Raw genomic sequence first — 23316 nt, forward strand, 5'->3', positions numbered from 1 at the left:
GCAGCGCGCAGGGGACATCATGGCGAACACAGGCACGATCGCGGCGGAGCCGGAGCCGATCACGCTCGACTGGAGCCGGACCGCGCTCGTCATCATCGACATGCAGCGCGATTTCCTCGAGCCCGGCGGCTTCGGCGAGACGCTCGGCAATGACGTGAGCCAGCTCGCCCGGGCGGTGCAGCCGATCGCTGCGGTGCTCGCGGCGGTGCGCGACGCCGGGCTGCTCGTGATCCACACCCGCGAGGGCCATCTGCCCGATCTCTCCGACGCGCCGCCCGCAAAAGTCGAACGCGGCGCGCCGTCGCTTCGGATCGGCGATCCCGGGCCGATGGGACGGATCCTGATCCGCGGCGAGGCGGGGCACGACATCGTCCCCGCGCTCTACCCGCTCGAGAGCGAGATCGTGATCGACAAGCCCGGCAAGGGCGCGTTCTACGCCACCGAATTCGGCGACATCCTGCAAAAATACGGCATCGAGAACCTGCTGGTGTGCGGCGTCACCACCGAGGTCTGCGTCAACACCACGGTGCGCGAGGCCAACGACCGCGGCTATCGCTGCGTCGTGATCGGCGACGGCTGCGCCTCCTACTTTCCGGAATTCCACGAGATGGGCCTGAAGATGATCAAGGCCCAGGGCGGCATTTTCGGCTGGGTCACCGATTCAGCCGCGGTGCTGAAGGCGCTCGGCGCCTAACCGCCCTTCACCGCGCCCGCCGTCAGTCCCGCCACGATCTGCCGCTGCGCCAGCACGGTGAGCAGCAGCACCGGCGCGGTCACGATCAGCGCGGCGGCGGCGAGGGGGCCCCAGCTCAGCTGGTCGAATGAGATCATGTTGTAGACCGCGACCGGCAGCGTGCGGGTCTCGCGTCCGGCCAGCACGATGCCGAACACGAAATTATTCCAGGAGAAGATCACCGCGAGGATGAGCGCGACCGCGAGGCCCGGCTTGGCGATCGGCAGCGCGACATGGCGGAACACCTGCCAGCGCGTTGCGCCGTCGATCAGCGCGGCTTCCTCCAGCTCCAGCGGCGTGGTCTCGAAATAGCCGATCATGATCCAGATCACGATCGGCACCGTGACCACGAGATGGATGATGATCTGCGGCACCAGGGTGCCGAGCAGGCCGAGCCACTGGAACAGCAGGAACAGCGGGATCAAATACGACAGGCCCGGCGTGATGCGCGCGATCAGGATCACCACCGCGGATTTATGCGCCGCCATCCGTGCGATGCCGTAGCCGGCGGGCACGCCGACAAGCATGGCGAGGCCGGTGGCAGCACCGGTGACGATCAGGCTGTTGGTGAAGTATGTCAGGAAGCGGTTGGACGCGAACACGTCGGCATAGTTCTTCCAGGCGATGTGCTCGGGGAAAAACACCGGCGGGTAGGCGGCATTGTCGATCTCGAACTTGAGCGACAGCGAGGCCATCCAGAGGAAGAACAGGATCGCCGGCGAAACGATGACCAGCACCGACAGCCACAGCCCGATCTGGCCGAGAATCTGACGCGGATTCATGCGCCACCTCCGAGCTCGGAGGTCCACAGCATCCGCTTGCGCATGTAGAGCAGCAGCGCGGCGAGCGCGACGATCAGGAGGAAGAACACCACCGCGATCGCCGAGCCGTAGCCGAGGTCGTAATAGACGAAGGCGACGCTGTAGAGATAGACGTTGATGGTCTCCGACGCCGAACCCGGTCCGCCTTGCGTGATCGCGAAGATGATGTCGAAGCTCTTCACCGCGTCGATCATCCGGATCATGCCGGCGATGAACAGGAACGGCATGATCAGCGGCAGCGTGATGAAGCGGAACACCTGCCAGAAATTGGCGCCGTCGATCTGCGCGCTCTCATAGGGCTCGGTCGGAATCGCAGCCAGGCCGCCGAGCACGATCAGCATCACCAGCGGCGTCCACTGCCAGGTCTCGACCAGCACCAGCGAGGGGATGACGGTGGTCGGGTTGAACACCCAGAGCTGCGGCGGCAGGCCGACCAGCGACAACAGATAGTTCAGCACGCCGAGCTGCGGGTGGAACATCATGGTCCACACCAGCGCGATCGCGACGGGCGTTGCCATCATCGGCATGATGAAGATGCCGCGCAGGAATCCGCGCGCGGCGAACTTCTGGTGAAACACCACCGCCGCCAGCGTGCCGAACACCAGCGGCAGCACCACCGACAGCGCGGTGTAGGACAAGGTATGCCCGACCGCCTCGACGAAACGCGGGTCGGTCGGCAGCCGCAGATAATTGGCGAGGCCGACGAAGGTGGTGGGCGAACCCACCTTCCATTCGTTGAAGCTCATCCAGATCGTGAACACCCACGGGAAGATGATCACGGCCAGCACCACGACGAGCGCCGGGATCACGAACGGCCAGTAGGACGGCGGACGCCATTCACGCTCCGGCGCGGCGTCTTGCGCCGTCACCGGAGAGGCTTCGGTTACTGCGCTCACGCTTTTTCGCTACGCTCCAGGATCGGGCGGAACTGCTCGTGCGCCTTCTTCAGCTCGGTGGCGGGATCGGCGCCGGAGAGCGTCGCGGTCAGCGCCGCACCGACGATGTCGCGGAATTCGGCAACCGGGATAATGACGGGCAGGCCGAGCTTGGAGATCTTCGCGGAGTCGATGACCGATTGCAGCCATTCCTGGGTCTTCACGCCCTTCTTGATCTCGGCATCGTCGACCACCGAGTTGCGGAACGGCACGCCGCCGCCGGCCTGCAGCAGCCGTCCGCCCTGGCCCTTCGAAACCACCCATTGGCAGAGCAGATAGGCGGCCTCCTTGTTCTTGCTCGCGGCGGCGATGCCGATGCCGTCGCCATAGGTCGAGGAGAATTTGCCCTTGGGGCCGGCCGGCACCAGCGTGTAGCCGACCTTGCCGACGATGCGCGAGGCGTTCGGGTCTTCCAGCGGCGGCGCCCAGCCGTCGGCATCGATCCACATCGCGGACCGTCCTTGCGTGAAGGAGGCCATCGATTCCATCCAGTTGAAGCCGGCGACGCCGGGCGGCGCGCACTTGGTCAAGAGGCGCTGGTACAGCTTGGTCGCTTCGACCGCCTCGGGGCCGTCGGTGAGGATGTTGCCCTTGGCATCGAGGAATTCGCCGCCGTAGTTGAGGTAGAAGTTGGTCCACATCGCCATATTGGCGTTGCGCAGGCCACGGCCGACGAAGCCGTAGATGCCTTCCTTCGGATCGGTCAGCTTCTCGGCGGCGACCGCCATTTCGTCCAGCGTCTTGGGCACCTCGACGCCCTTCTTCTGGAACAGCTCCTTGTTGTAGTAGAGGATGAAATAGTCGACCGACCACGGCAGCGACAGCATCTGGCCCTTGTCGTTGCGCGCATATTGCAGGCCGGCTGCCGAGAAATCATTCTCGACGAGGTCAGGCAGCGTCATGCTCGGGTCCTTGAGAAAACCCGACATGTCGGCGAGCCAGCCCGCCTTCTCGAACTGCCGCTTCTGCACGTGGTAGCTGAGATGGACGACGTCGAAGCTCGGCTTGCCCGACGACAGCTCGATCACGCATTTCTGCCGCTGCTGCTGCTCCGGGACCTGCTCCGACTCGACCTTGATGCCGGTCAGTTCGGTGAATTCCTTGATGTATTTTTGCAGGTTGTCGCCGCGTGGTCCCTTGGCGAGGCTGACCTCGAGCGTGGTGCCGGAATATTTCTTCCAGTTCACCTCGGCGCGGGCCGGAAATCCGCTCAATGCGACCGCGCCGGCGGCCGCCGTGCCGGCCAGCATCTGGCGGCGCGAGATCAGGTGATGCGACATATTTCTCTCCCTGGGACGGTTTTTGTTTGGGAGAGATACTAGCGTTTGAACTCCGTCTGCCTAGTCCCAACCTGCGCGGCGCCGCTGCATAACGCGGAGCCGCGCAGAATGGCAGCTATGCCTTGACGAAGGCGAGCAGGGTGCCGTTGCCGGCGGCCGGCGGCACGCAGATGCTGCTGCCGCTCTTCACGCCGGTCGCACCCAGCGCCTGCTCGCTCTTGGCGAGATCGGCGGCAATCACGAGGCCGGCGCCGCCGCGCTCCGGCAGGCCTGCCAGCGACACGCCCGGGTAGCGCTTGCCGAGCTGATCCCTGCTCAGGAAGACGAAGTCGGCGCGGTCACCGCCTGACGGCACCGCAATAGCGCCGTCTGCCTCGTTCCGAACGGCGACGTCGATCATCTTCGACAGATGCGCGGCGTCGGTTGCCGGATCAGGCGAGACGATCAGCACCTGCCTGAGGCGTTTTGCCCCATTGGCGTGCGTCATCAGCTCGGGGATCCACACCGTCTCGCGCGTCTTGTGCTGGCAGGCGAAGATACGGACGCCGCCCGGCGCCTCGGCGGTCGGCCACTGGAAGGTGCGGAATTTTGCCGCGGAGATCGTGCCGTCGGGCATCGTGACCGGGCGCTCGAAGTCCGTCGGCCCAATCGGCGTGTAGCCGCGGGCGCTGATCTCTTCAGCACCTTTAGCGGAATCCACCGCAGTGAACGCAATCCGCTCGATGCCTTCGCCGCGCTTCTCCAGGAAGGCGCGCGCCGGAGCATTATGTTCTGTCGGCGTCAGCACGCCGAGCAATTCCATGTAGTCCGGGTCGAACATGATGGTGTAGTTGCCCGAACCCATATGCGCGCTGTGGGTGCCGCGCGGCGACACCGTGAAGCCGAGCCGCTTGTAGTTCTCGGCGGCCTTGTCGAGGTCCTTCACCATGACCACGGCGTGGTCGATTCCGATGACGTTCTTGAGTGCCACTTCTTGTCTTCCCGGCTGGAATAAGGGAGTAAAGCTAACCAGATCGATCAGCTGCCCGCAAGAAAGGAACATGATGGACAGCAATGCCGTACGCTGGCCTCCTTCGCTCTGGGCGGCTGTGACGCCTAAAGGCCCCGATTGCCCCGAGCTGACCGGCGCGCAGCAGGCCGATGTCGTCATCATCGGCGGCGGCTTCACCGGGCTGTCGACCGCGCTGCATCTGCGCGAGGCCAATGTCGATGTCGCGATCGTCGAGGCTGCCGAGCCGGGCTGGGGCGCGTCGGGCCGCAACAACGGGCAGGTGATCCCGACGCTGTCGCGGCCGGATCCGGAGGACATCATCGCGAAGCACGGCGCGGCCGGCGAGCGCTTCGTGGCGATGCTGCGCGACAGCGCCTCGTATCTGTTCGACGTCGTCAGGCGCTACAACATCGACGCCGAGCACGAGCAGGCCGGCTGGGTGCAGCCGGTGCATTCGCCGGGCCGCATCAAGATCGCGGAGCGACGGGTGCGGCAATGGTCGAAATTCGGCGCACCGGTGGAGCTGCTGTCGCGCGAGCAGGTCGGCGACATGCTCGGCTCGGACGCCTGGTACGGCGGCTTCTGGAACAGCACCGGCGGCCACATCAACCCGCTGGCGCTGGCGCGCGGTCTTGCGCGCACCGTGCTCGGTCTCGGCGCGCGCATCTACGGGCGCTCGCCCGCGCTGAGTTTCGAGCGTCGCGGCGACAGATGGGTGGTGAAGACGGAGAAGGGCGAGATCTCCGGCCGCGCGCTGGTGGTGGCGACCAATGCCTATAGCGGCGAGTTCGCGAAATCGCTGGTGCCGGAGATCGCGACCGAGGTGATGCCGGTGCTGTCGTGGCAGATGTCGACGCAGCCGCTGTCGGACAATGTCCGCAAGACCATCATCCCCGGCCGGCAGGCGATGTCGGACACCCATGGCGAGCTGTATTTCGCGCGCTACGACGCCCGCAATCGTCTGGTCACCGGCGGCGCCGTGCTCGGCCCCGGCAACAAGGTCGGACGGATCAAGGCGAGCGTGACCGAGCGTTTGCAGCGGCTTTGGCCGCAGATCGGCGACGTTCAGTTCGACTATGTCTGGAACGGCTATGTCGGGATGACGGCGGATTTCCTGCCGCGCATCCACCTGCTGGGGCCGAACGCCTACGGCTGGACCGGCTGCAACGGCCGCGCCGTCGCGCTGACCATGCCACTCGGCCGCGAACTCGCCAGGGCAGTGCAGGGCGTGCCGGAGAGCGAGCTGGCGCTGCCGTTCAGCGCGCCGGTGCAGTACATGGCGCACGGTCTGTTGCGCAAGCTCGCGCCGTGGATGCTCGTGCTGTACCGCCGCCGCGACGCGCAGGAGCTTTCCGGCGGCGATAATTTCGAGCTGCTGCGCTGGGCCGAGCGTCTGCTCGCTTCGCGTCGCTAGCGCTTCTTGCAGGCAGGCGAGATTGTGAGCGCAGTGCTCTCATCCATCATCTCGCCCGGAGCCTACCTCTCTCCCCAACCCTGTCCCGCAAGGGAGAGGGAGCCTGACTAGGGCGGGTACTCATAAAACGGCATTCGCGGCAGGACAGGTGATGTTCGGTTAGGCTTCGAAAACGGACATCAGACGCGGATCAAGGCATGTCCGCTAAGGCCCACAAGCGGACACCATACGGATCATTTGCGCTGCGCGCTCTCCGTGTGTGCCTTGGCTCGTGCTGCGAAATCCAGGCACCGCACGCTCCCAAACAATGTGTCTGGTCTTCGGAGACAGGCTTGCTCAAGCCGCGCGTTGAATTCCGGCGTGTAATGCCACTCGTAATAAACGATGCGTCCGTTCTTGACCAAAGTCGAACTGTCCCATTCGCCGGGTTCGACGCCCAGATCGACGTATGGGACATAGCCCCAGGTCTTGCCGTGAGCAACTACCCTGTCGCCGTCCAGCCGCACTTCATACTCACGATTCTGCAAACCCTTAAGACGACCAATAACTTGGCGCACCGACACCTCGTCAGCATACTTCGCTCCGCTGCTGCCCACCACGACCGCGTCTTTGGCCATAAACCCCATAAGGTCATCTACGCTACTTGCAGCCCAAGCTCCCAAAAACGCTCTCGTAACTTCGACAGGATCGCTCTCGCGTGCATCTTCCGCATGCGATGCTGTCAAACTGCACAAGGCAACAATCGCGCCCATCAGGGTAATGCCGTGTTTCATGTCGCGCTCCTCCTCATCGCACTGCCGCAATCGTACGCAGGGAGCAGTCCGGCGTTCCGCTCTCAGCAGCCTTCCACGTTGGGGTTCTGGTTGCAACGTCCGCTTAGGGTCATTTGCAGACGTTCCCGGCCGGTGAGAAGCATGTCTGCGCTAGCCCAGGGAGCGGACGATTCCGGATTTATGAGTACACGCCCTAGCGTGCTCGCCTCACGGCGACGACACACAGTTGAAGCATTGCACCGTCATGGAGCCACCGACGGATGAGTTCCCTCTCCCCTTGCGGGGGAGGGATAGGGAGAGGGGTGGCCACACGGCGTGCGCTCTCAAATATGTGTCGATGACGTGGGTGCCGCGTCGCGCTTGCGGGTGAAGTCGCCGCCGGGGATCGCTGCCAGCAGCGCCTGCGTGTAGGGATGCTGCGGGTTGCCGAACACCTCGGCTGTGATGCCTTGCTCGACCACGACGCCATCCTTCATTACGGCGACGAGGTCGCAGATCTGCGCGGCGACGCGCAGATCGTGGGTGATGAAGATGATGGAGAGGCCAAGCTGCTGCCGCAGCCCGGCCAGCAACTTCAACACCTGTGCCTGCACCGAAACGTCGAGTGCCGAGACCGGCTCGTCGGCGACCAGCACGTCAGGCTTCAGCGCCAGCGCGCGGGCGAGGCCGATACGCTGGCGCTGGCCGCCGGAGAATTCGTGCGGGTAGCGATCGCCGGCGGAAGGGTCGAGGCCGACCAGTTCGAACAGCTTTCGCGCCTCCGCGACGGCTTCCGCGCGCTCGGTGCCGTGCACGATCGGCCCCTGCGCGACCAGCTCGGCGGCCTTACGGCGCGGGTTGAGCGAGGCGAACGGATCCTGGAACACCATCTGGATATGGCGGGTCTCGCGCCTGACGTCGTCGCGCGACAGCTTCGCCCAATCCTTGCCGTCGAGCAGGATCGAGCCGGTGTCGGGATCGATCAGCCGGACGATGCAGCGCGCCAGCGTCGATTTGCCCGAACCTGACTCGCCGACGATGCCGAGTGTCGCGCCGCGCGGCAGATGCAGCGAGACGTTCTTCACCGCCTCCGTCACGCGCGCGCCGCGGCCGAGGAAACCGCCGGTGCGGTAGGTCTTCGAGACACCGTCGATGGTCAGGATGTCCTTGCCGGACAGCAGGCGCGGCGGCGGTGCCTTCAGCGGTGGCACGGCAGCGATCAGCTGTTTGGTGTAAGCGTGCTGCGGATCGTTCAGCACCTTGTCGGCCGCGCCCTGCTCGACGATCGCGCCGTGCTGCATCACCACGACGCGGTCGGCGATCTCGGCGACCACGCCGAAATCATGGGTGATGAACAGCACCGCGGTCTTCTTGCGCTGCTGCAGGTCGCGGATCAGTTTCAGGATCTGCGCCTGCGTGGTGACGTCGAGCGCAGTCGTCGGCTCGTCCGCGATCAGCAGTTTTGGATCGAGCGCCAGCGCCATCGCGATCATGGCGCGCTGGCGCTGGCCGCCGGAGAGCTCGTGCGGATAGGCCTTTGCGGCGGATTTGGGATCGGGAATGCGGACGTCCTCGAGCAGGGCCTGCACCCGTGCTGCGATCTCGGCCTTCGAGAGCTTTGTGTGGATCGCAAACATCTCGCCGATCTGGTCGCCGATGGTGCGCAGCGGATTGAGCGCGGTCATCGGCTCCTGGAAGATCATCGCGATGCCGGCGCCGCGCACCTCGCGCATCTCGGCCGGATCGGCGGCGCAGAGGTCGCGGCCGTCGAACATCATCCGGCCGCGTTCGATGCTGACCTCGTTCGGCAGCAGCCGCATGATGGCGTTGGCCATCATCGACTTGCCGGAGCCGGATTCGCCGACAACGCAGAGGATCTCATTGGAGGCAACCGACAGCGAGACATCGGCCAGCGCATGCGGCCGGTCCGCGCCTCGGGGCAGGCGCACGGTCAGGCCGTCGAGCGAAAGGACGGTCTCGTTCATCGGCTCTTCAGCCTCGGATTGAGCGCGTCGTTCAGCCCCTGGCCGACCAGCGACACCGCGAGCACGGTGACGAGGATCGCAATGCCAGGGATCGCCGAGACGTACCACTGCACCCGCAGCACATCGCGGCCGAGCCCGATCAGGTTGCCCCAGGAGGCGACGTTGGGATCGGACAGGCGCAGGAAGGCGAGCGCGCTTTCCAGCAGGATCGCGACGGCCATCACCACGCTGGCATAGACGATCACGGGCGGCAGCGCGTTGGGCAGGATTTCGCCGAGGATGAGCTGGATGTCCTTCATGCCGAGCGTCTTGCCGGCCTGGACGAATTCGCGGTTGCGCAGCGACAGGAACTCGGCGCGGGTCAGCCGCGCCGGCGCCGGCCATGACACGACGCCGACCGCGATCGTCACCGTGGTCAGCGTCGAGCCGAATACCGCGACCAGAACGAGCAGCAGCACGAAGTTCGGCAGTGTCTGGAACGCCTCGGTGATCCTCATCAGGACATTGTCGACCCAGCCGCCGTAATAGCCGGCGAAGGCGCCGACCAGGATGCCGATCAGGATCGCGATCGCGGTGGCGACGCCGCCGATCAGGAGCGAGATCCGCGCGCCGTAGAAGATCTGGGCGGCGATGTCGCGTCCGGAATTGTCGGTGCCGAGCAGGAAGCGCGGGTTGGAGAACGGCCAGATCAGCGGCCGGCCCGCCAGTGCCAGCGGATCGCGCGGATAGAGCAGGCCGGCGCTGATCGCCATCGCGATCACGAGCAGCAGCAGGATCAGGCCGATCACCGCGGCAGGGCTGCGGAAGTAGCGTTTCACCGCGTCCATCGTCAGCCCTCCGCCGCGATGCGCGGGTCGAGCCGCGCGTAGAGCAGGTCGACGACGAAGTTCACGGTGATGACGAGCAGGGCGGAGACGAACACGATGCCGAGCAGGGTGTTGAGGTCGCGCTGCACCACCGATTCATAGGCGAGGCGGCCGAGGCCGGGCAGCGAGAACACGCTCTCGACCACGACCGAGCCGCCGAGCATGGTGCCGGCCTGCAAGCCGATCAGCGTCACCATCGGCAGCAGCGCATTGCGCAGTACGTGGCGGGTGATGACGTGGGTCTCGTCGAGTCCCTTGGCGCGGGCGGTGCGGACGAAATCGAGGTTCAGCACCTCCAGCATCGAGGCGCGCATGATGCGCAGGTAAATCGCAAGGAAGATCAGCCCGAGCGTCAGCGTCGGCAGCACGAGGTGCGCCGCGATGTCGAGCACGCGCCAGATCCCGGTCTGCACTCTTCCGATGTCCTCGAAGCCGCCCGGCGGCAGCCATTGCAGATAGACCGAGAACACCACGATCGCCATCAGGCCGAACCAGAACGACGGCGTGGCGTAGAAGATCAGGCCGAGCGTCGAGATCATCGTATCCGGCCAGCGATTGACGCCGCGCGCGGCGATCACGCCGAACACCAGGCCGAAGAAGAACGCGAATGACAGCGAGGCGGTCATCAGCAGGATGGTCGGCGGCAGCCGCTCCAGGATCACGGTCGCCACCGGCTTGCCGTAGATCGAGGAGAAGCCGAGATCGAGCCGCACCAGCCGCCACAGATAATTGGCGAGCTGCGCCGGAACCGAGAGGTCGAGGCCGTAGAACTCGCGCAGCTGCTTGGCGGTCGCCGCATCGCCGCCACCCATTTGCGCCATCAGCGCATCGACGGTGTCGCCCGGCGCGAGCTGCAGCAGCAGGAATACGCCGATCAGGATCAGGAACAGGGTCGGGATCGAGGCGGCCAGCCGCCGCCCCGCAAGGCTCAGGATGCGCATGGGGTATCTATAGCGGTTTCAGGCGAGGTGGACACGGGGGCGTGTCGCGCCGGCTTCTCTTCACCTCGCCCCGCTTGCGGGGAGAGGTCGGATCGCATCGCCAGATGCGATCCGGGTGAGGGGGTACAGGTCTATCGATGGAGCGCCGTGGCGGAGAGAGCCCCTCACCCCGACCCTCTCCCCGTGAAGAACGGGGAGAGGGGGAAGTCAGCAGCGCCGCACCTCACGCCGTCAGCCAGAGATCGTGCCAGCTGGTCGAGCCCCAGCGCGGGGTGTTGGAGTGGTTGCGCGCTTTCGCGGTGATCACCGTGACGAAGATCTGCTCGATCGGCATCCAGACCGGCAGCTCGGTGTTTACCTCCTTGACGAACTGGGCATAGAGCGCCTTGCGCTTGGCCGGGTCGAGCTCGGTCAGGGCGTTGTCGATGGTGCCGTCGACGGTCTTGTCCTCCCAGCCCCATTGGTTGGTCCACGGCGCGCCCTTTGGCTGGCCGGAGCGGTACCACACCGTGGTCGAGACCGCGGGGTCGTTGCGGTACTGGTGCCAGCCGGTAGCGAGGTCGAAGGCGTGCTCGTCATAGACCTGCTTGAGGAAGCCACCGCCGTCGTTGCGCACGATGTCGACCTGGATGCCGACTTCTCCCAGCGACTGCTGGATGAAGGTCGACCACAGCGAGATGTCCTCGCCCCACGGCGCCGGCAAGAGCTTCAGCGAGAAGCGGTTGCCGCCGGAGGCCTTGAAGCCGGCCTCGTCGAGCAGCGCGATCGCCTTGGCCTTGTCATAAGGATATTGCGGCGTGTTTGGCCCTGGATAGAAGTCGGTCGAGGTCGAGGGGATCGGCCCGGTGCCGAGTTTTGCAAAGTCGCCGAGGAAGTTGTCGATGAAGAACGGCACGTTGATCGCGTGAGCGATGGCGCGGCGGACGCGGATGTCCGACAGCTCCTTGCGGCGGAAGTTGAACTCGATGGTGTTGGTGCGGGCGTTGCCCTCATTGCCCTTGGTCGAGACGATGAAGCGCTTGTCCTTGCCGAGCCGCGCCATGTCCGAGATGGTCAGCCCCGAGAACGGGCTGTAATGCAGCTCGCCGGCCTCCATCTGCGCCGCGGCGGCGGCGCGGTCGGTGATCACCTTCCAGACGATGCGGTCGAGATAGGGCGCGTTCGGCCGCCAATAGTCGGCGTTGCGGTCGGCGATGATGTATTGGCCGCGCTCATATTTGACGAACTTGAACGGGCCGGTGCCCACCGGCGCGAGGTTGGTCGGGTTCTGCCTGATGTCGCCGCTCTCATAGAGATGTTTTGCGGAGACGTAGCCAAGGTCGGGCAGGGCGCGCAGCAGGAGGCTCAGCGGCATCGGCCGCTCGTAGCGGAAGATCGCGGTCTGCGGATCGGGGGTGTCGACCGCGGTCAGGAACAGCTGCAGCGTCGAGCCGTAGTTGAGGATCTTCTTCCACATGTTCATCGCGGTGAAGGCGACGTCGTCCGACGTGAACGGCTTGCCGTCGTGCCAGGTGACGCCCTTGCGCAGCTTGAAGGTGACGGTCTTGCCGTCAGGCGTCGCCTCCCAGCTCTCGGCGAGCACGCCGACCGGCTGGCCGTTGGCGTCGAGGTCGACGAGGTTCTCCTGGATCTTGCCGCCGATGATGTAGACGCCCGTGGAAGCCTGGATGCTCGGATTGAGCTGGCGCTGCTCGGCACCGTAATGGACGTTGAAGACGCCGCCCTTGCGCGGGGTCTCCTGCGCGAAGGCCCGCATCGGATTGATGACGTTGGCCGCGATCGCGGCCGAGGTCAGAAGGGCCGTGCGGCGGTTGATCTCGAGGCGGGGCAGATCCATACGCGGGTCTCCAAAGCTTACTGGAACGAGGCTCATATAAAGGCCCGCCGGCTGGCGCGGCGGGCTTTGGCCGATGTTACCTTGGAATGCGAACCCAAGTCATTTTCAAATGGCGCGGCGTTTTGGACGATCATTTTCGAAACCTGAAGTGGCGCCGCTCCGCCGCGCAACTCGCCGCTACGCGGCTCGATGGTGCGCGTGACGCATTCTGATTCGGCTAAAAGCGCATCTCCTGCGCGCCTCGAAGGCGCGCAAACCCTGTAATTTCAGGGGTCGGAAGTGCCTTGACTTGGGAAAACCCGGTAAAAATCGCTGATTCGGAGGCTGTCCACAGCGATATTGCTGTGGGGAGTGCAGAAAACCCTGTTTTTTTCGGCGTTTTCCGCCATATCGTGCGAACTCCAGAATCAATGGAGCAACCATGGCTACCCAATTGTCGAAGTCGCAAGTGATCGAGAAGATCGCGACCACCACCGAACTCTCCAAGCGCGACGTCAAGAACGTCTTGGACTCACTGGTCGATGTCGGCCACAAGGAGCTGAAGAAGAGCGGGGTGTTCCTCGTTCCCGGCTTCGCCAAGTTCGTCGTGGTCAAGAAGCCTGCGACCAAGGCGCGCAAGGGCACCAACCCCTTCACGGGCGAAGAGATGATGTTCAAGGCCAAGCCGGCCCGGAAGATCGTCCGCGCACGGCCGGTCAAGGCCGCCAAGGACGCGGTTTAAGATAGAAAGGCCTCCGGTGACGGAGGCCTTTTGCTTTTGAGCCTGTTTGCTTTTGAGCCTGGCTTCCCGCCGAAGGTTGCCTGCCCGCGAGCGCGTCTTCGGGCGCAGTGGACAGCGGTTCGTGTGAAGCCACGCGCCGAAGCAGGATCTGGAGCTCCGGTTCCGGCGGACCGGAGCCGGAGCTCTAGACCACCGGCGACCGGCCGCCATCGACATTGATCGCGGTGCCGGTGATGTAGGAGCCCTGCTCGGAAGCGAGCAGGCAGGCGAGGTTGGCGAACTCCTCCGCCGTGCCGATGCGGCCGAGCGGCGTGCCCTTGGCGAGACCCTTCGCGAATTCCTCGAAATCCATGTTCGGCGACTGCGCGGCGTGGCGCTTGACCCATTGGTCGCTCATGATCAGGCCGACCAGCAGCGCATTGACCAGGATGTTGTGCTCGCCGCCCTCGTTCGCCATCACCTTGGTCAGCGCCATGCCGGCCGCGCGCGACACCGAGGTCGGCGCCGAATTGCCCGCCGGCGCCTTCGCAAAGGTGTTGAGCACGTTGATGATGCGGCCCCATTTGCGCTGCTTCATCCCGCCCCAGACCAGCCGGCTGAAGCGGATCGCCGCGAACAGCTTCAGGTCGAGATCCTCCTGCCAGGCTTCGTCGCTGATGCTCTCGAACGCCAGCGTGCGTGCCGTGCCGGCGTTGTTGACGAGGACGTCGATCTTGCCGAAATCGGCGATGATCCGGTCGTGCGCCGCCTTGATGTCGGCGGCCTTCGCGACGTCGCAGACGTAATCGCGCACCGCGAGCCCGTCCCTGGCGAGCGCCTCGCGCGCCGCGGCGAGGTCGGCCGCGCCGCGAGCGAGGATCGCGACCTTGGCGCCGGATTCCGCAAAGCGCCGCGCCACCGCGATGCCGATGCCCTTGCTGCCGCCGGTCACCACGGCGACGCGGTCCTTCATGGATAGTTGCATGCTTCTCTCCCTGTTGTCGTTGCGGGCGGCGTCAAAGAAATTCTTCCGCGCCGATGCTGCGTGAAAGGCTTGAGCCGGAAACGAACGATCTTTGAAATTGCTGCGATCTGCAAAATCTAACACGCTCTGCGCTCCGATATGGTCCTCAGAACGGGAAGGCGCGCATGCGAAAATTGCTGGGTCGAACTCTTGCGCTGGCGATCGCCGGCGTGCTCGTGGGCTGGAATGCGCTGCCGCCGGCGCAGGCGAGAGACAAGGTGTTTCGCGTCGCGTACCAGAAGGGCGGCGGCAACCTGATCTTCCTGAAAGAGCGCGGCATCCTCGAGCAGAAGCTGGCGCCGCTCGGCTGGACCGTGAGCTGGAACGAATTCCAGGCCGGTCCGCAGCTGCTCGAATCCCTCAACATCGGCGCTGCGGATTTCGGCCCCGTCGGCGAGGCACCGCCGATCTTCGCGCAGGCGGCCGGCGCCAGCATCGTCTATGCCGGATACGAGCCGGCCTCGCCGCGCAACGAGGCGATCATCGTTGCCAAGGACAGCCCGATCAAGACGATTGCCGACCTGCGCAGGAAGCGCGTCGCCCTGAACAAGGGATCGAACGTCAACTACTTCCTGGTGCGTGCGCTGGAAGCCAACGGGCTGACCTATCAGGACATCGAGCCGGTCTATCTCGCGCCGGCGGATGCGCGGGCGGCGTTCGAGCGCGGCGCGGTCGACGCCTGGGTGATCTGGGATCCCTATTACGCCGCGGCCGAGACCAGCCTCGGCGCGCGCAGCGTTGCGGACGCGACCGGGCTTGCGGCCAACGTATCCTTCTACATCGCCTCGCGCGCCATCGCCGAGGAGAACCCGAAAGTGCTGACGACGGTGCTGGCCGCGATCGACGAGGTCGATGTCTGGATCAGGGACAACCGCAAGCAATATGCCGCCGAGCTCAGTCCGAAGATCGGGCTTCCCGCCGAGATCATCGAGCGCTCGGTCAACCGCGCCGAGCTCGGCGCCCGGCGGGTCGACAGTGCCGTGCTCGCCGAGCAGCAGAAGATCGCCGACGTCTTCACCCGCCTCAAGCTGATCCCGAAGGCGATCAACGTGTTCGATGCCGAATGGAAGACGGAGTGATTGGCGAGGCGCGCCAGAACATCCCGCGTCGTCCTGGCGAAGGCCAGGACCCATTACCCTACTTGGCTGTTGTTGTACGACGCCAGCGGCCACGATCTCGCTCACGATCAAGATTGGTGGTTATGGGTCCTGGCGTTCGCCAGGACGACGGGCGTGGAGAGGGCGCGCACATCGCTGACGAAGTCGTGATCTCCAAAACATCCATTCGTCGGCTGGCCGAAGCCCGGCAAGGATTTTCTCCGTTCCCGGCCATCCAAAACCGCAACGTTGCTATTTTCGCCGCGGCCTTGCCGCGTCCTCTCGCGCTGCCAAGATCAAACAGACGAACAATCGAGTCCGGGAGATCACCATGGGCCTTCAAGAAACTCGCATCGAGTCGCTGCCGTTTGTTACCGCTGAAGTCAACTACCTCGCGCCGACACCGGGCAAGCCGCGCACCTACGCCTTCGATCCGCCGCCCGGCGAACCCAAATCCACCGCGCTGCCCGAGCCGCACAACGTTCCGATCTTCGACGGCCGCCTGATCGCCGACAGCTTCTCGCTCGATCGCGAAGGCTTTGCGCTCGTCAAGCATCCGACCTTCATCAAGGATTTCTACGACGACAACGAAGTTCGCAAGGTCTACTATCCGGCCGTCGAGGCCTTCCTGAAGGCGACGCTGAAGGCCGATCGCGTCCTGATCTTCGACCACACCGTGCGCCGGCGCGTCGATGGCGCCGCCGATGTCAGGGGCGCCGGTCCGCGGCAGCCCGCCACCCGCGTCCATGTCGACCAGACCGATATCTCCGGCCGCAACCGGGTGTTCGAACATCTGCCCGATGAGGCCGAGGAGCTGCTGAAGGGCCGCGTCCAGGTCATCAATCTGTGGCGGCCGATCCGTGGGCCTTTGCGCGATTCACCGCTGGCGATGGCCGACGGCACCACGATCGCGCCGGAGGATCTGATCGCCTCCGACCTAATCTATCCGAACCGCAGCGGCGAGACCTATTCGGTGAAGTACAATCCGAACCACCGCTGGTTCTACATTCCCGAGATGACGCCGGATGAGGCGATCCTGCTGAAGTGCTACGACTCGGCCACCGACGGCCGCACGCGGTTTGGACCGCACACGGCGTTCGTCGATCCGACCACGCCGGCCGATGCCGCGCCGCGCGAGAGCATCGAGCTGCGCACGCTGGTGTTTCATAGGGAGTAGAAGTCACCTCGCCCCGCTTGCGGGAAGAGGTCGGATCGCATCGGAGATGCGATCCGGGTGAGGGGGAGTCTCCGCGCGTATGACTGTCGCCATTTATGAGGAGACAGCCCCTCACCCCAACCCTCTAAGAGCGAGCCTCGCTCGTCTCGACCCCGCAAGAGCGGGGAGAGGGAGCTAACGAGTTGGCACCGTCAGCCGAATAATGTTACGCCGTTCCCGAGACGCTCGGGGAACGGACGATTCATGGACGGCGCGGTGACGACGGAAGAGGCGGGGATCGGTTTCCGCGCCTTGGTGTTTGCTCTTCTGGCATTGGCCTGCGGCCACATGCTGTCGACGCTGTTGCGCACCATTCCGGCGATCAGCCTCGATCTGATGGCGTCCGATTTCGGCACCTCGCCGCAGGCGCTGGCGAGCCTCACCTCGGTCTATCATTTCGCGTTTGCCGCCTCGCAGGTGCCGGTCGGCGCGGCGATGGACCGTTTTGGCGTGCGTCCGGTGGCGCTGAGCCTGCTCGCCGGCACCGTGGTCGGAACGGTGGTTTCTGCACTCGCCACCGGCCCTGCCAGCTTCGTGCTCGGGCAGCTGATGCTCGGCGTCGCCACCTCGGGCATGCTGATGTGCCCGATGACGCTGGCGGCCAAGCAGATGTCGGCGGCGAAATTCGGCCTGTGGTCCGGCCTGATCCTGTCGATCGGCAATATCGGCATGCTGCTGTCGGCGAGCCCGCTCGCCTTCGTGGTCGATCAGTTCGGCTGGCGCGCCGGCTTCTGGGTCTCGGTCGGCTTCGGCGTCGCCGTGCTGATCGCGGTGTTCGCGCTGGTGCCGCGGCAGCCGGCCGCGCATGCCGACGATTCATCGCCGTTGCATCAGATGGCCGAGGTCCTGCGGCTCGGCCTGTCGCGCGGCCTGCGCGGCTTGATCGCGCTGTCGCTGGTCTCGCTCGGCGCCTCGCTGGCGCTCCGCGGCCTGTGGGGCGGGCCGTGGCTGATGGATGTCAAAGCGCTAAACCGGATCGAGGCCGGCAACGTCCTCGGCCTGTTCACGCTGGCGATGATCGTCGGCCCGATCTGCATCGGCGCCTTCGATCGCAAGTTCGACCACCGCCGCACCATGATAGCGGTCTGCCACGCCATCGCCGCGCTGCTGCTCGCGCTGCTGGCGGCGGGCGCGCCGCATTTCCCGGTCTCGGACCTGTTCGGCGTCGCCGTGATGCCGTCGCAATATGATCTCGTGCTGCTGGTCCTGATCGGGCTGGCGACCTCGGCGCAGCCGTTGATCTTCGGCATGACGCGGCAGCTGGTCGATGCGCAGAATACCGGCAAGGCGCTGTCGGCGGTCAATCTCGCCTTCTTCCTCGGCGCCGCGCTGATGCAATCGATCACCGCGGGCGTTGCCGCGTTGTTCGGGCTGGCTGCGGTGCTGCTCTACATGGCGGGCGCGCTGGTGATCGGGGTCGTGCTGTTTCTCGTCTTTACCAAGGCCTAGAGCGCGACGAGTTTTGGTCGAATCGTCATCGCGCTCTAGCTCTTTGTTTGAGCATGATCTTTTCGGAAAACCGCTTCGCACTTTTCCGGATCATGCTCTAGATCGACCGCGCCTGTTTGCGGATCTCGTTGGCGAGTGGCCGCAATGTTTCGGCGCTGCCCGGGCCGACGAGACTGTAGCCCATGCCGTCGTCCGCCCAGGAGAAGCCGCCGACATTGCCGCTCGCATGCGGGGCCATCGGCGCGTTCTGGTCCGACGTCATCGGACGCGTCAGCACCACAAGCCGGTCGCCGCGGTCGTCGTCGTACATGTACATCGCCGCGGGACCGTGCGCGGTCGGCACCACGCGTCCGCCCATGAAGCGATAGCCCGACTTCGACAGGTCCGGCAGCTTGACCGGCTGGCGCAATCGGCTGGAGACCCACGCCGCGAGCTCGGTGCTGTCGCGCAGTTCGACCGGCCGGGTGCGATCGGAGGCGTAGACCTGGTAGGAATCGCTGGCCTCCTGGCTGAGTGCGGCGATGCCGCCAGCCGGCAACTGGGTCGCGCCACGGATCACCCAGCCACCGATGCCGCCGATCGCGAGCATCAGCATCGCCGCGATCGCCCAGCGGAACGACGAGGGGCGGCGGTGCTGGCCCTGGATAATCCGGGACAGATTGAGTTGCGGCGGCAGCGGCTCCTCCGCGAAGGGGGCCAGGGCAGAACGCAGCCAGCAGCGCTGGTCCGAGTAATTGGCAACGCGCTTCGCCACATCCGGATGGTCTTTCAGATAGGCGGCGACCTCGGCTTCGCGCTCGGGCTCGAGGGCCCGGTCGACATAGGCGTGCAGATCGTCTTCCGCGATAGGGCGTTGGCTCATGGGCTGCTCCGCAACTGCACGACGTTGCTTGAGGGAATGTCGGCGGGCCGGTCGAGTTCCTGCTGCAGCCGCTCGCGCGCCCGCGACAGGCGCGACATCACGGTGCCGATCGGAATGTTGAGCACGTTGGCGGCCTCGGCGTAAGAGAGGTCCTCGACGGCGATCAGCAGCAGCACGGCGCGCTGCTCATCGGGCAGCTTCGCGAGCTTGCCGAGCACATCCTGATAGATCAGTTTCTGCTCCTGCGCCGCTTGCTGCCCGATCTCGTGCTCGCCGGCCTCATCAATCGTGACGTGTTTGCCGCGCGTCGCCGCGCGGCGGAACTGGTTGACGGCGAGGTTATGAAGGATCGCGAACAGCCATGGCCGTGGGTTGCCGTCGTCGCGGCGCTGCTGCCAGTGCCGGACGGCGCGCTCCAGGCAGTCCTGCACCAGATCGTCCGCGGCCGCGCGATTGCGGACCAGCGCGCGCGCGTAGCGGCGGAGCGCTGGAATCACCGGTTCGATCTGGCGCAGCATGTCGCTCATGGTGTCTGCACCTGCACCACCGCACCAGGCTTCGAGGGCTCGCCGGTTGATATCACGAGGTAGCGCCGCTCGGCCTTGCCGGAGGTTTGCACGATCTGCCTGATCGGACCAGTGGCATTGACGATCGCGGAACCGGCGGGATTGGTCATGAAGGCCGCCAGCGGCTCCAGCGTGCCGCTGCCGTCGGCGTGCTCGGCCAGCCCCAGCACGTAATGCTGCTTCGGCTCGAGGCCGGTGACGGAAGCCTGCAGGATCTGGATCAGGCCCTGGTCGAACAGCGAAACGCTGGTCGGCGGCTTTTCGCCCTTGGCTTCCTTTTTCGGTCCGAGCGTGAGATGCGCGGCCTGGCCGGCGACGCCGAGGCCCTGCAGGTTCTGCCGGTCGTCCGGATTCGGCGCAGCGTTCGGCACATAGGCGATCGCCTGCGGCGCCTGGCCGATCGGGATATTGGCAATCACCTTGTTGGTCGCGGTGTCGATCGCGGCGAGCGCATCGGCATTCTCGAGGCCGACATAGATCCGCGTGCCGTCGCCGGACGGCCAGACGCCGTGCGGCAGATTGCCGACCGGAATGGTCGCGACTTGCGTGAAATCGCTGGTGTTGAACACCTTGACTTCGTTGGTGCCGCCGATCGTCACATAGGCGAAGGTGCCCTTGGGCGTCTTGGCAAAATTGACGTGGTTGGTGATCGGTCCGGTGTCGATGGTCTTGATCGGATTGAAGGGCGGTTTGGCGTTGAACACCTGGGTCTTGCCGATGTCCTTCAGCGTGAACCAGACCTGATCGCCATCCGGCGAGGCCGCGATGTTGGGGCAGAACGGGCTCTCCTGCTTCACCTTGGCGACGATCTTGTGGTCGGCGACCTCGACCACGTCGGTCTCCGGATTGAACGACGAGCAGATGTAGCCGTACTTGCCGTCGGGCGAGAAGATCTGCATGCCCGGCCCGGGCGGCACCTCGATGCGCGTCGTCTCCTTGAACGTCACGGGGTCGATCACCGAGATGTAGTTCTCGCCGCGGACGGTGACCCACACCTCCTTGCCGTCGGGCGTGAAGAACGCCTCATGCGGCGAGCGCCCGACATAGGTGATGTGCTTGACCGTGTTGGTCGCGGTGTCGATGAAGGTCACCGAGTTCGAGCCGATCGACACGACGGCGAGGGTGCGGTGGTCGGGCGAATAGCCCATGCCGTGCACCAGCACCTGGCCCTTGTAGAGCGGGCTGAAATTGCCCGGCTGCGGATCGCCGAGCCGGATGACGCCGAGCAGCTTGTTGTCGACGGGATCGGTGACCGAGACCGTGTTGGAGAACTGCTCGGCGGCGTAGACGCGATCGTGATGGCTGACCGGGACGTCGGGCGCGGACGCCGCGCCCGGCGCCTGTCCGGCGAAGGCGGCAGTCGACATCAGGGCGACGGTCGAGGCCAACAGGGTCGTGAGGAATTGACGGTTCATTGGTCGTGCTCCTGCTACTTCATCTCGTGGGACATGTTCATGTGATCGTGCGCGGCCGGCGGCGTCGCCGGGCTCGGCTGCGTCGGGGCTGGCGCGGATGGCGTGACCGGCTCGCCGATCGCGAGCTTCATGGCGTCGATCTCCTGCTGCTGCTCGACGATGATCTCCTGCGCGATGCGGCGCAGCTGTTCGTTCTTGCCGTAGCGGAGCTCGATCACCGCCATGTCGATCGCGCCCTGGTGATGCGGCATCATCATCTGGACGAAGTCGCGATCGATGTCGCCGGTCGGCCTTGCCGCCATGTCGTTCATCATCTTGGTCATCGCGGCCTCGTTCTCGGCGAGGAACATGCTTTCGTCTGATGATGCCGGCATGGTCTCGGCCAGCTGATGCGCCTCATGCGCGAGCACGACGGGAGAGACGGCAAGGGCAAACAGCACGCGCGCGCCGAACAGCGCGGCACCGATGCCGGGTTTTAGGAATCGCAGGTTCATCGCTTTTCATCCTGAAAGTCAGCGCGCCGCCGGGGCTGGTGCGCGCGAGCCGCCTTGCGGCCATTGGCTTGCATGGGTGGGACGCGGCGCGGCGTCTTCTATTCCGCCGCAGCATCGCAGAATCGCGCCGATCACGAATTACTGAACGACGCGGCTCATCCGCGGCTCCCGCGGCGCCGGTTTGCGCTTCCGAAGCCGCTGGTTATAAAGGGGGAATCCCGGCTCCGATCGGCCGCTTCCGCGGCCGCCATCAGCGCAATCGCGGCGCCAGCAAGGCAAAGATGTCCAGCAAGATCGATCCGATCACCCGTTCCGTCGTCCAGCACCGTCTGTCCTCGATCGTGAGGGAGATGGGCGAGGCGATGCTGCGCACCTCCTATTCGCAGATCCTCAATTCCAGCCGCGATTTCTCGCTCGGCATCTGCGACACGCGCGGGCGGCTGATCGCGCAGGCCGATCACATCCCCGTGCATGTCGGTGCGCTGCCCTGGGCGACGCTCGCGGTCGAGGAGCGTTTCAAGGACGTCGCGCCCGGCGACGTCATCCTGCTCAACGATCCCTATCAGGGCGGCGGCAGCCATCTGCCCGACCTCACCGCCTTCGTGCCGGTGTTCGACGGCGGCAAGCGGCTGCTCTGGACCATCGTGCGCGCGCATCAGAGCGACATCGGCGGCGCCACCCACGGCGCCTACAATCCCGGCGCCACCGAGATCTATCAGGAAGGCATCCGCATTCCGCCGATCAAGCTCTATGAAGCCGGCAAGCCGCGCGAGGACCTGCTCGACCTGCTGGCGCTGAACATCCGCAACCCCCGTGAATTCCGCGGCGACCTCGCGGCGATGCTGGGCGCGGCGCATCTCGGCGAGCGCCGGGTTGCGAAACTGTTCAGCGAGTTCGGCGCCGATACTGTCGAAGCTGCGATCGAAGCCATTCTCGATGCCACCGAGCAGCAGACGCGCGCGGTGGTGTCAACGTGGAAGGACGGTGTGTTTCACGGCGAAGCATTCCTCGACGATGACGGCCACGGCCGTACCGACATCAAGATCGCGGCCAAGGTGACGAAAAAGGGCAGCGACATCGAGGTCGATCTCACAGGCTCCGATCCGCAGTCGACCAGCTTCGTCAACTCGTCGCATGCCAACATGCAAGCCGCGGTCGCGATGGCGTTCGCCTATCTGATCGACGCCGACATTCCGAAGAACACCGGCGCGCTGCGGCCGCTGAAGGTGATCGCAAAACAAGGCACCATCGTCTGGGCCGATCCGGGCCGGCCCGTGACGCTCTGCACCAGCCATCCCTCCAACGAGATCGTCGAAGCCATCATCAAGGCGATGTCGGCATCCTGTCCGGACCGCGTGATGGGCGGATGGGGCCGTCGGTTCCGCATCGCCATCCAGGGCGAGGATCCGCGCAATGGGCGCAACTTCATCTGGCACATGTTCCAGGCGCGGCCCGGCGGCGGCGCCTCGATCGGCGGCGACGGCTATTCGTCGATCGGTGAGTGGCACACCGTCGGCGGTCTGAAGTTCGGCAGCATCGAGGTCGCCGAGGTGCGTTTTCCGCTGCATTTCCGCCAGCACGAATTCCGGCCGGATTCCGGCGGCGACGGCCAGCATCGCGGCGGTCTCGGCGTTTCGCTCGACATGGTGCTGGAGACGGCAAAGCCGGCCAAGGGCAACACTGCCGGCGACGGCGCGCGTCACGGTCCCTGCGGCATGCTCGGCGGCGAGGACGGCGAGCCGCACCGCTACCGCCTGCTGTCCGAAGGTCGCGCGCCGCGGGTGGTGAAGACCAAGGAGGTCGGCATCGAGCTCAACCCCGGCGACTGCCTTGAGGTTCGCTCCTCCGGCGGTGGCGGCTGGGGCTCGCCGGAGAAGCGATCTGCGGAGGCGCGGGCGCGCGACGTCGCGCAGGGTCTGGTTTCGAAAGCGGTGTAGG

General features: G+C 65.4%; 21 protein-coding genes. 7 read left to right on the forward strand and 14 right to left on the reverse strand.

What is annotated here, in order from left to right; genetic code table 11:
- The first annotated feature begins 19 nt into the window (after positions 1 to 19).
- Positions 20 to 694: a cysteine hydrolase family protein gene (locus tag JQ633_RS16430; RefSeq protein WP_211986098.1), complete on the forward strand. Its 675-nt coding sequence runs from the start codon at positions 20 to 22 to the stop codon at positions 692 to 694.
- Here JQ633_RS16430 and JQ633_RS16435 read toward each other — a convergent pair.
- The 4 genes from JQ633_RS16435 to JQ633_RS16450 form a co-directional block, all read right to left on the reverse strand.
- Positions 691 to 1515: a carbohydrate ABC transporter permease gene (locus JQ633_RS16435; RefSeq protein ID WP_211986099.1), complete on the reverse strand. Its 825-nt coding sequence runs from the start codon at positions 1513 to 1515 to the stop codon at positions 691 to 693. The genes JQ633_RS16430 and JQ633_RS16435 overlap by 4 nt on opposite strands.
- The gene (locus tag JQ633_RS16440) at positions 1512 to 2450 is read right to left on the reverse strand and encodes a carbohydrate ABC transporter permease (RefSeq protein ID WP_211986100.1); all 939 of its coding nucleotides are present in this window, start codon (positions 2448 to 2450) and stop codon (positions 1512 to 1514) included. The genes JQ633_RS16435 and JQ633_RS16440 overlap by 4 nt, the downstream gene beginning before the upstream one ends.
- Positions 2447 to 3769, reverse strand: a complete 1323-nt coding sequence (locus JQ633_RS16445; RefSeq protein WP_211986101.1) for an ABC transporter substrate-binding protein — start codon at positions 3767 to 3769, stop codon at positions 2447 to 2449. Before JQ633_RS16445 ends, JQ633_RS16440 begins: the two co-directional genes overlap by 4 nt.
- 115 nt (positions 3770 to 3884) lie before the next feature.
- Positions 3885 to 4739, reverse strand: coding sequence for a VOC family protein (locus JQ633_RS16450; RefSeq protein WP_211986102.1), 855 nt, complete (start codon positions 4737 to 4739; stop codon positions 3885 to 3887).
- 73 nt (positions 4740 to 4812) lie between these two features.
- Between JQ633_RS16450 and JQ633_RS16455 the strand changes: the two genes are divergently transcribed.
- Positions 4813 to 6174 carry an NAD(P)/FAD-dependent oxidoreductase gene (locus JQ633_RS16455; protein ID WP_211986440.1) on the forward strand — a complete coding sequence of 454 codons (1362 nt, stop codon included), beginning with the start codon at positions 4813 to 4815 and terminating at the stop codon, positions 6172 to 6174.
- 233 nt (positions 6175 to 6407) lie between these two features.
- On the opposite strand, the gene JQ633_RS16460 is transcribed toward JQ633_RS16455, so the two are convergent.
- From JQ633_RS16460 to JQ633_RS16480, 5 genes are all read right to left on the reverse strand, one after another.
- Positions 6408 to 6947 (reverse strand): hypothetical protein, encoded by a 540-nt coding sequence (locus JQ633_RS16460; RefSeq protein WP_211986103.1) that lies wholly within the window; start codon positions 6945 to 6947, stop codon positions 6408 to 6410.
- Between the two features lie 323 nt (positions 6948 to 7270).
- Positions 7271 to 8911: an ABC transporter ATP-binding protein gene (locus tag JQ633_RS16465; protein ID WP_211986104.1), complete on the reverse strand. Its 1641-nt coding sequence runs from the start codon at positions 8909 to 8911 to the stop codon at positions 7271 to 7273.
- On the reverse strand, positions 8908 to 9738 hold the full coding sequence (locus JQ633_RS16470) for an ABC transporter permease (protein WP_211986105.1): 831 nt from the start codon (positions 9736 to 9738) through the stop codon (positions 8908 to 8910). The genes JQ633_RS16465 and JQ633_RS16470 overlap by 4 nt, the downstream gene beginning before the upstream one ends.
- A 2-nt stretch (positions 9739 to 9740) precedes the next feature.
- Positions 9741 to 10718, reverse strand: coding sequence for an ABC transporter permease (locus JQ633_RS16475; RefSeq protein ID WP_211986106.1), 978 nt, complete (start codon positions 10716 to 10718; stop codon positions 9741 to 9743).
- A 223-nt stretch (positions 10719 to 10941) separates the two neighbouring features.
- On the reverse strand, positions 10942 to 12555 hold the full coding sequence (locus JQ633_RS16480) for an ABC transporter substrate-binding protein (protein ID WP_211986107.1): 1614 nt from the start codon (positions 12553 to 12555) through the stop codon (positions 10942 to 10944).
- Between the two features lie 421 nt (positions 12556 to 12976).
- On the opposite strand from JQ633_RS16480, the gene JQ633_RS16485 reads away from it, so the two are divergent.
- Positions 12977 to 13276: an HU family DNA-binding protein gene (locus tag JQ633_RS16485; protein ID WP_139481669.1), complete on the forward strand. Its 300-nt coding sequence runs from the start codon at positions 12977 to 12979 to the stop codon at positions 13274 to 13276.
- 184 nt (positions 13277 to 13460) lie between these two features.
- On the opposite strand, the gene JQ633_RS16490 is transcribed toward JQ633_RS16485, so the two are convergent.
- Entirely contained in the window at positions 13461 to 14240 is a 780-nt protein-coding gene (locus JQ633_RS16490) for an SDR family oxidoreductase (RefSeq protein ID WP_211986108.1), read from the reverse strand.
- A 164-nt stretch (positions 14241 to 14404) separates the two neighbouring features.
- Here JQ633_RS16490 and JQ633_RS16495 point away from each other — a divergent pair, with 164 nt between their 5' ends.
- The 3 genes from JQ633_RS16495 to JQ633_RS16505 all read left to right on the forward strand — a co-directional run bounded on the left by JQ633_RS16495 (position 14405) and on the right by JQ633_RS16505 (position 18041).
- Positions 14405 to 15358 carry a sulfonate ABC transporter substrate-binding protein gene (locus tag JQ633_RS16495; protein ID WP_249159418.1) on the forward strand — a complete coding sequence of 318 codons (954 nt, stop codon included), beginning with the start codon at positions 14405 to 14407 and terminating at the stop codon, positions 15356 to 15358.
- A gap of 349 nt (positions 15359 to 15707) precedes the next feature.
- Positions 15708 to 16553 carry a CmcJ/NvfI family oxidoreductase gene (locus tag JQ633_RS16500; RefSeq protein ID WP_211986109.1) on the forward strand — a complete coding sequence of 282 codons (846 nt, stop codon included), beginning with the start codon at positions 15708 to 15710 and terminating at the stop codon, positions 16551 to 16553.
- A 243-nt stretch (positions 16554 to 16796) separates the two neighbouring features.
- Positions 16797 to 18041: an MFS transporter gene (locus JQ633_RS16505; protein ID WP_211986110.1), complete on the forward strand. Its 1245-nt coding sequence runs from the start codon at positions 16797 to 16799 to the stop codon at positions 18039 to 18041.
- A gap of 97 nt (positions 18042 to 18138) precedes the next feature.
- Here the strand turns inward: JQ633_RS16505 and JQ633_RS16510 are convergent, their stop codons facing one another.
- From JQ633_RS16510 to JQ633_RS16525, 4 genes are read right to left on the reverse strand one after another with little or no spacing between them, the layout of a single operon-like run.
- Positions 18139 to 18903, reverse strand: a complete 765-nt coding sequence (locus tag JQ633_RS16510; RefSeq protein ID WP_211986111.1) for an anti-sigma factor family protein — start codon at positions 18901 to 18903, stop codon at positions 18139 to 18141.
- Positions 18900 to 19430, reverse strand: coding sequence for an RNA polymerase sigma factor (locus JQ633_RS16515; RefSeq protein ID WP_211986112.1), 531 nt, complete (start codon positions 19428 to 19430; stop codon positions 18900 to 18902). The genes JQ633_RS16510 and JQ633_RS16515 overlap by 4 nt, the downstream gene beginning before the upstream one ends.
- Positions 19427 to 20884, reverse strand: a complete 1458-nt coding sequence (locus JQ633_RS16520) for a YncE family protein (protein WP_211986113.1) — start codon at positions 20882 to 20884, stop codon at positions 19427 to 19429. Before JQ633_RS16520 ends, JQ633_RS16515 begins: the two co-directional genes overlap by 4 nt.
- A gap of 14 nt (positions 20885 to 20898) precedes the next feature.
- Entirely contained in the window at positions 20899 to 21378 is a 480-nt protein-coding gene (locus JQ633_RS16525) for a DUF305 domain-containing protein (protein ID WP_211986114.1), read from the reverse strand.
- A gap of 281 nt (positions 21379 to 21659) precedes the next feature.
- Here JQ633_RS16525 and JQ633_RS16530 point away from each other — a divergent pair, with 281 nt between their 5' ends.
- Positions 21660 to 23315 carry a hydantoinase B/oxoprolinase family protein gene (locus JQ633_RS16530; RefSeq protein ID WP_211986115.1) on the forward strand — a complete coding sequence of 552 codons (1656 nt, stop codon included), beginning with the start codon at positions 21660 to 21662 and terminating at the stop codon, positions 23313 to 23315.
- The last annotated feature ends 1 nt before the right edge of the window (position 23316 follow it).

Source organism: Bradyrhizobium tropiciagri (genome assembly GCF_018130505.1).
Taxonomy (GTDB): domain Bacteria; phylum Pseudomonadota; class Alphaproteobacteria; order Rhizobiales; family Xanthobacteraceae; genus Bradyrhizobium; species Bradyrhizobium tropiciagri_B.

Bases quoted from the DNA above. Each gene is read 5' to 3' on its own strand.
- JQ633_RS16430 (WP_211986098.1), top strand. From the start codon at position 20: ATGGCGAACACAGGCACGATCGCGGCGGAGCCGGAGCCGATCACGCTC.
- JQ633_RS16435 (WP_211986099.1), bottom strand. From the start codon at position 1,515: ATGAATCCGCGTCAGATTCTCGGCCAGATCGGGCTGTGGCTGTCGGTG.
- JQ633_RS16445 (WP_211986101.1), bottom strand. From the start codon at position 3,769: ATGTCGCATCACCTGATCTCGCGCCGCCAGATGCTGGCCGGCACGGCG.
- JQ633_RS16455 (WP_211986440.1), top strand. From the start codon at position 4,813: ATGGACAGCAATGCCGTACGCTGGCCTCCTTCGCTCTGGGCGGCTGTG.
- JQ633_RS16460 (WP_211986103.1), bottom strand. From the start codon at position 6,947: ATGAAACACGGCATTACCCTGATGGGCGCGATTGTTGCCTTGTGCAGT.
- JQ633_RS16465 (WP_211986104.1), bottom strand. From the start codon at position 8,911: ATGAACGAGACCGTCCTTTCGCTCGACGGCCTGACCGTGCGCCTGCCC.
- JQ633_RS16470 (WP_211986105.1), bottom strand. From the start codon at position 9,738: ATGGACGCGGTGAAACGCTACTTCCGCAGCCCTGCCGCGGTGATCGGC.
- JQ633_RS16475 (WP_211986106.1), bottom strand. From the start codon at position 10,718: ATGCGCATCCTGAGCCTTGCGGGGCGGCGGCTGGCCGCCTCGATCCCG.
- JQ633_RS16480 (WP_211986107.1), bottom strand. From the start codon at position 12,555: ATGGATCTGCCCCGCCTCGAGATCAACCGCCGCACGGCCCTTCTGACC.
- JQ633_RS16485 (WP_139481669.1), top strand. From the start codon at position 12,977: ATGGCTACCCAATTGTCGAAGTCGCAAGTGATCGAGAAGATCGCGACC.
- JQ633_RS16490 (WP_211986108.1), bottom strand. From the start codon at position 14,240: ATGCAACTATCCATGAAGGACCGCGTCGCCGTGGTGACCGGCGGCAGC.
- JQ633_RS16495 (WP_249159418.1), top strand. From the start codon at position 14,405: ATGCGAAAATTGCTGGGTCGAACTCTTGCGCTGGCGATCGCCGGCGTG.
- JQ633_RS16500 (WP_211986109.1), top strand. From the start codon at position 15,708: ATGGGCCTTCAAGAAACTCGCATCGAGTCGCTGCCGTTTGTTACCGCT.
- JQ633_RS16505 (WP_211986110.1), top strand. From the start codon at position 16,797: ATGGACGGCGCGGTGACGACGGAAGAGGCGGGGATCGGTTTCCGCGCC.
- JQ633_RS16510 (WP_211986111.1), bottom strand. From the start codon at position 18,903: ATGAGCCAACGCCCTATCGCGGAAGACGATCTGCACGCCTATGTCGAC.
- JQ633_RS16515 (WP_211986112.1), bottom strand. From the start codon at position 19,430: ATGAGCGACATGCTGCGCCAGATCGAACCGGTGATTCCAGCGCTCCGC.
- JQ633_RS16520 (WP_211986113.1), bottom strand. From the start codon at position 20,884: ATGAACCGTCAATTCCTCACGACCCTGTTGGCCTCGACCGTCGCCCTG.
- JQ633_RS16525 (WP_211986114.1), bottom strand. From the start codon at position 21,378: ATGAACCTGCGATTCCTAAAACCCGGCATCGGTGCCGCGCTGTTCGGC.
- JQ633_RS16530 (WP_211986115.1), top strand. From the start codon at position 21,660: ATGTCCAGCAAGATCGATCCGATCACCCGTTCCGTCGTCCAGCACCGT.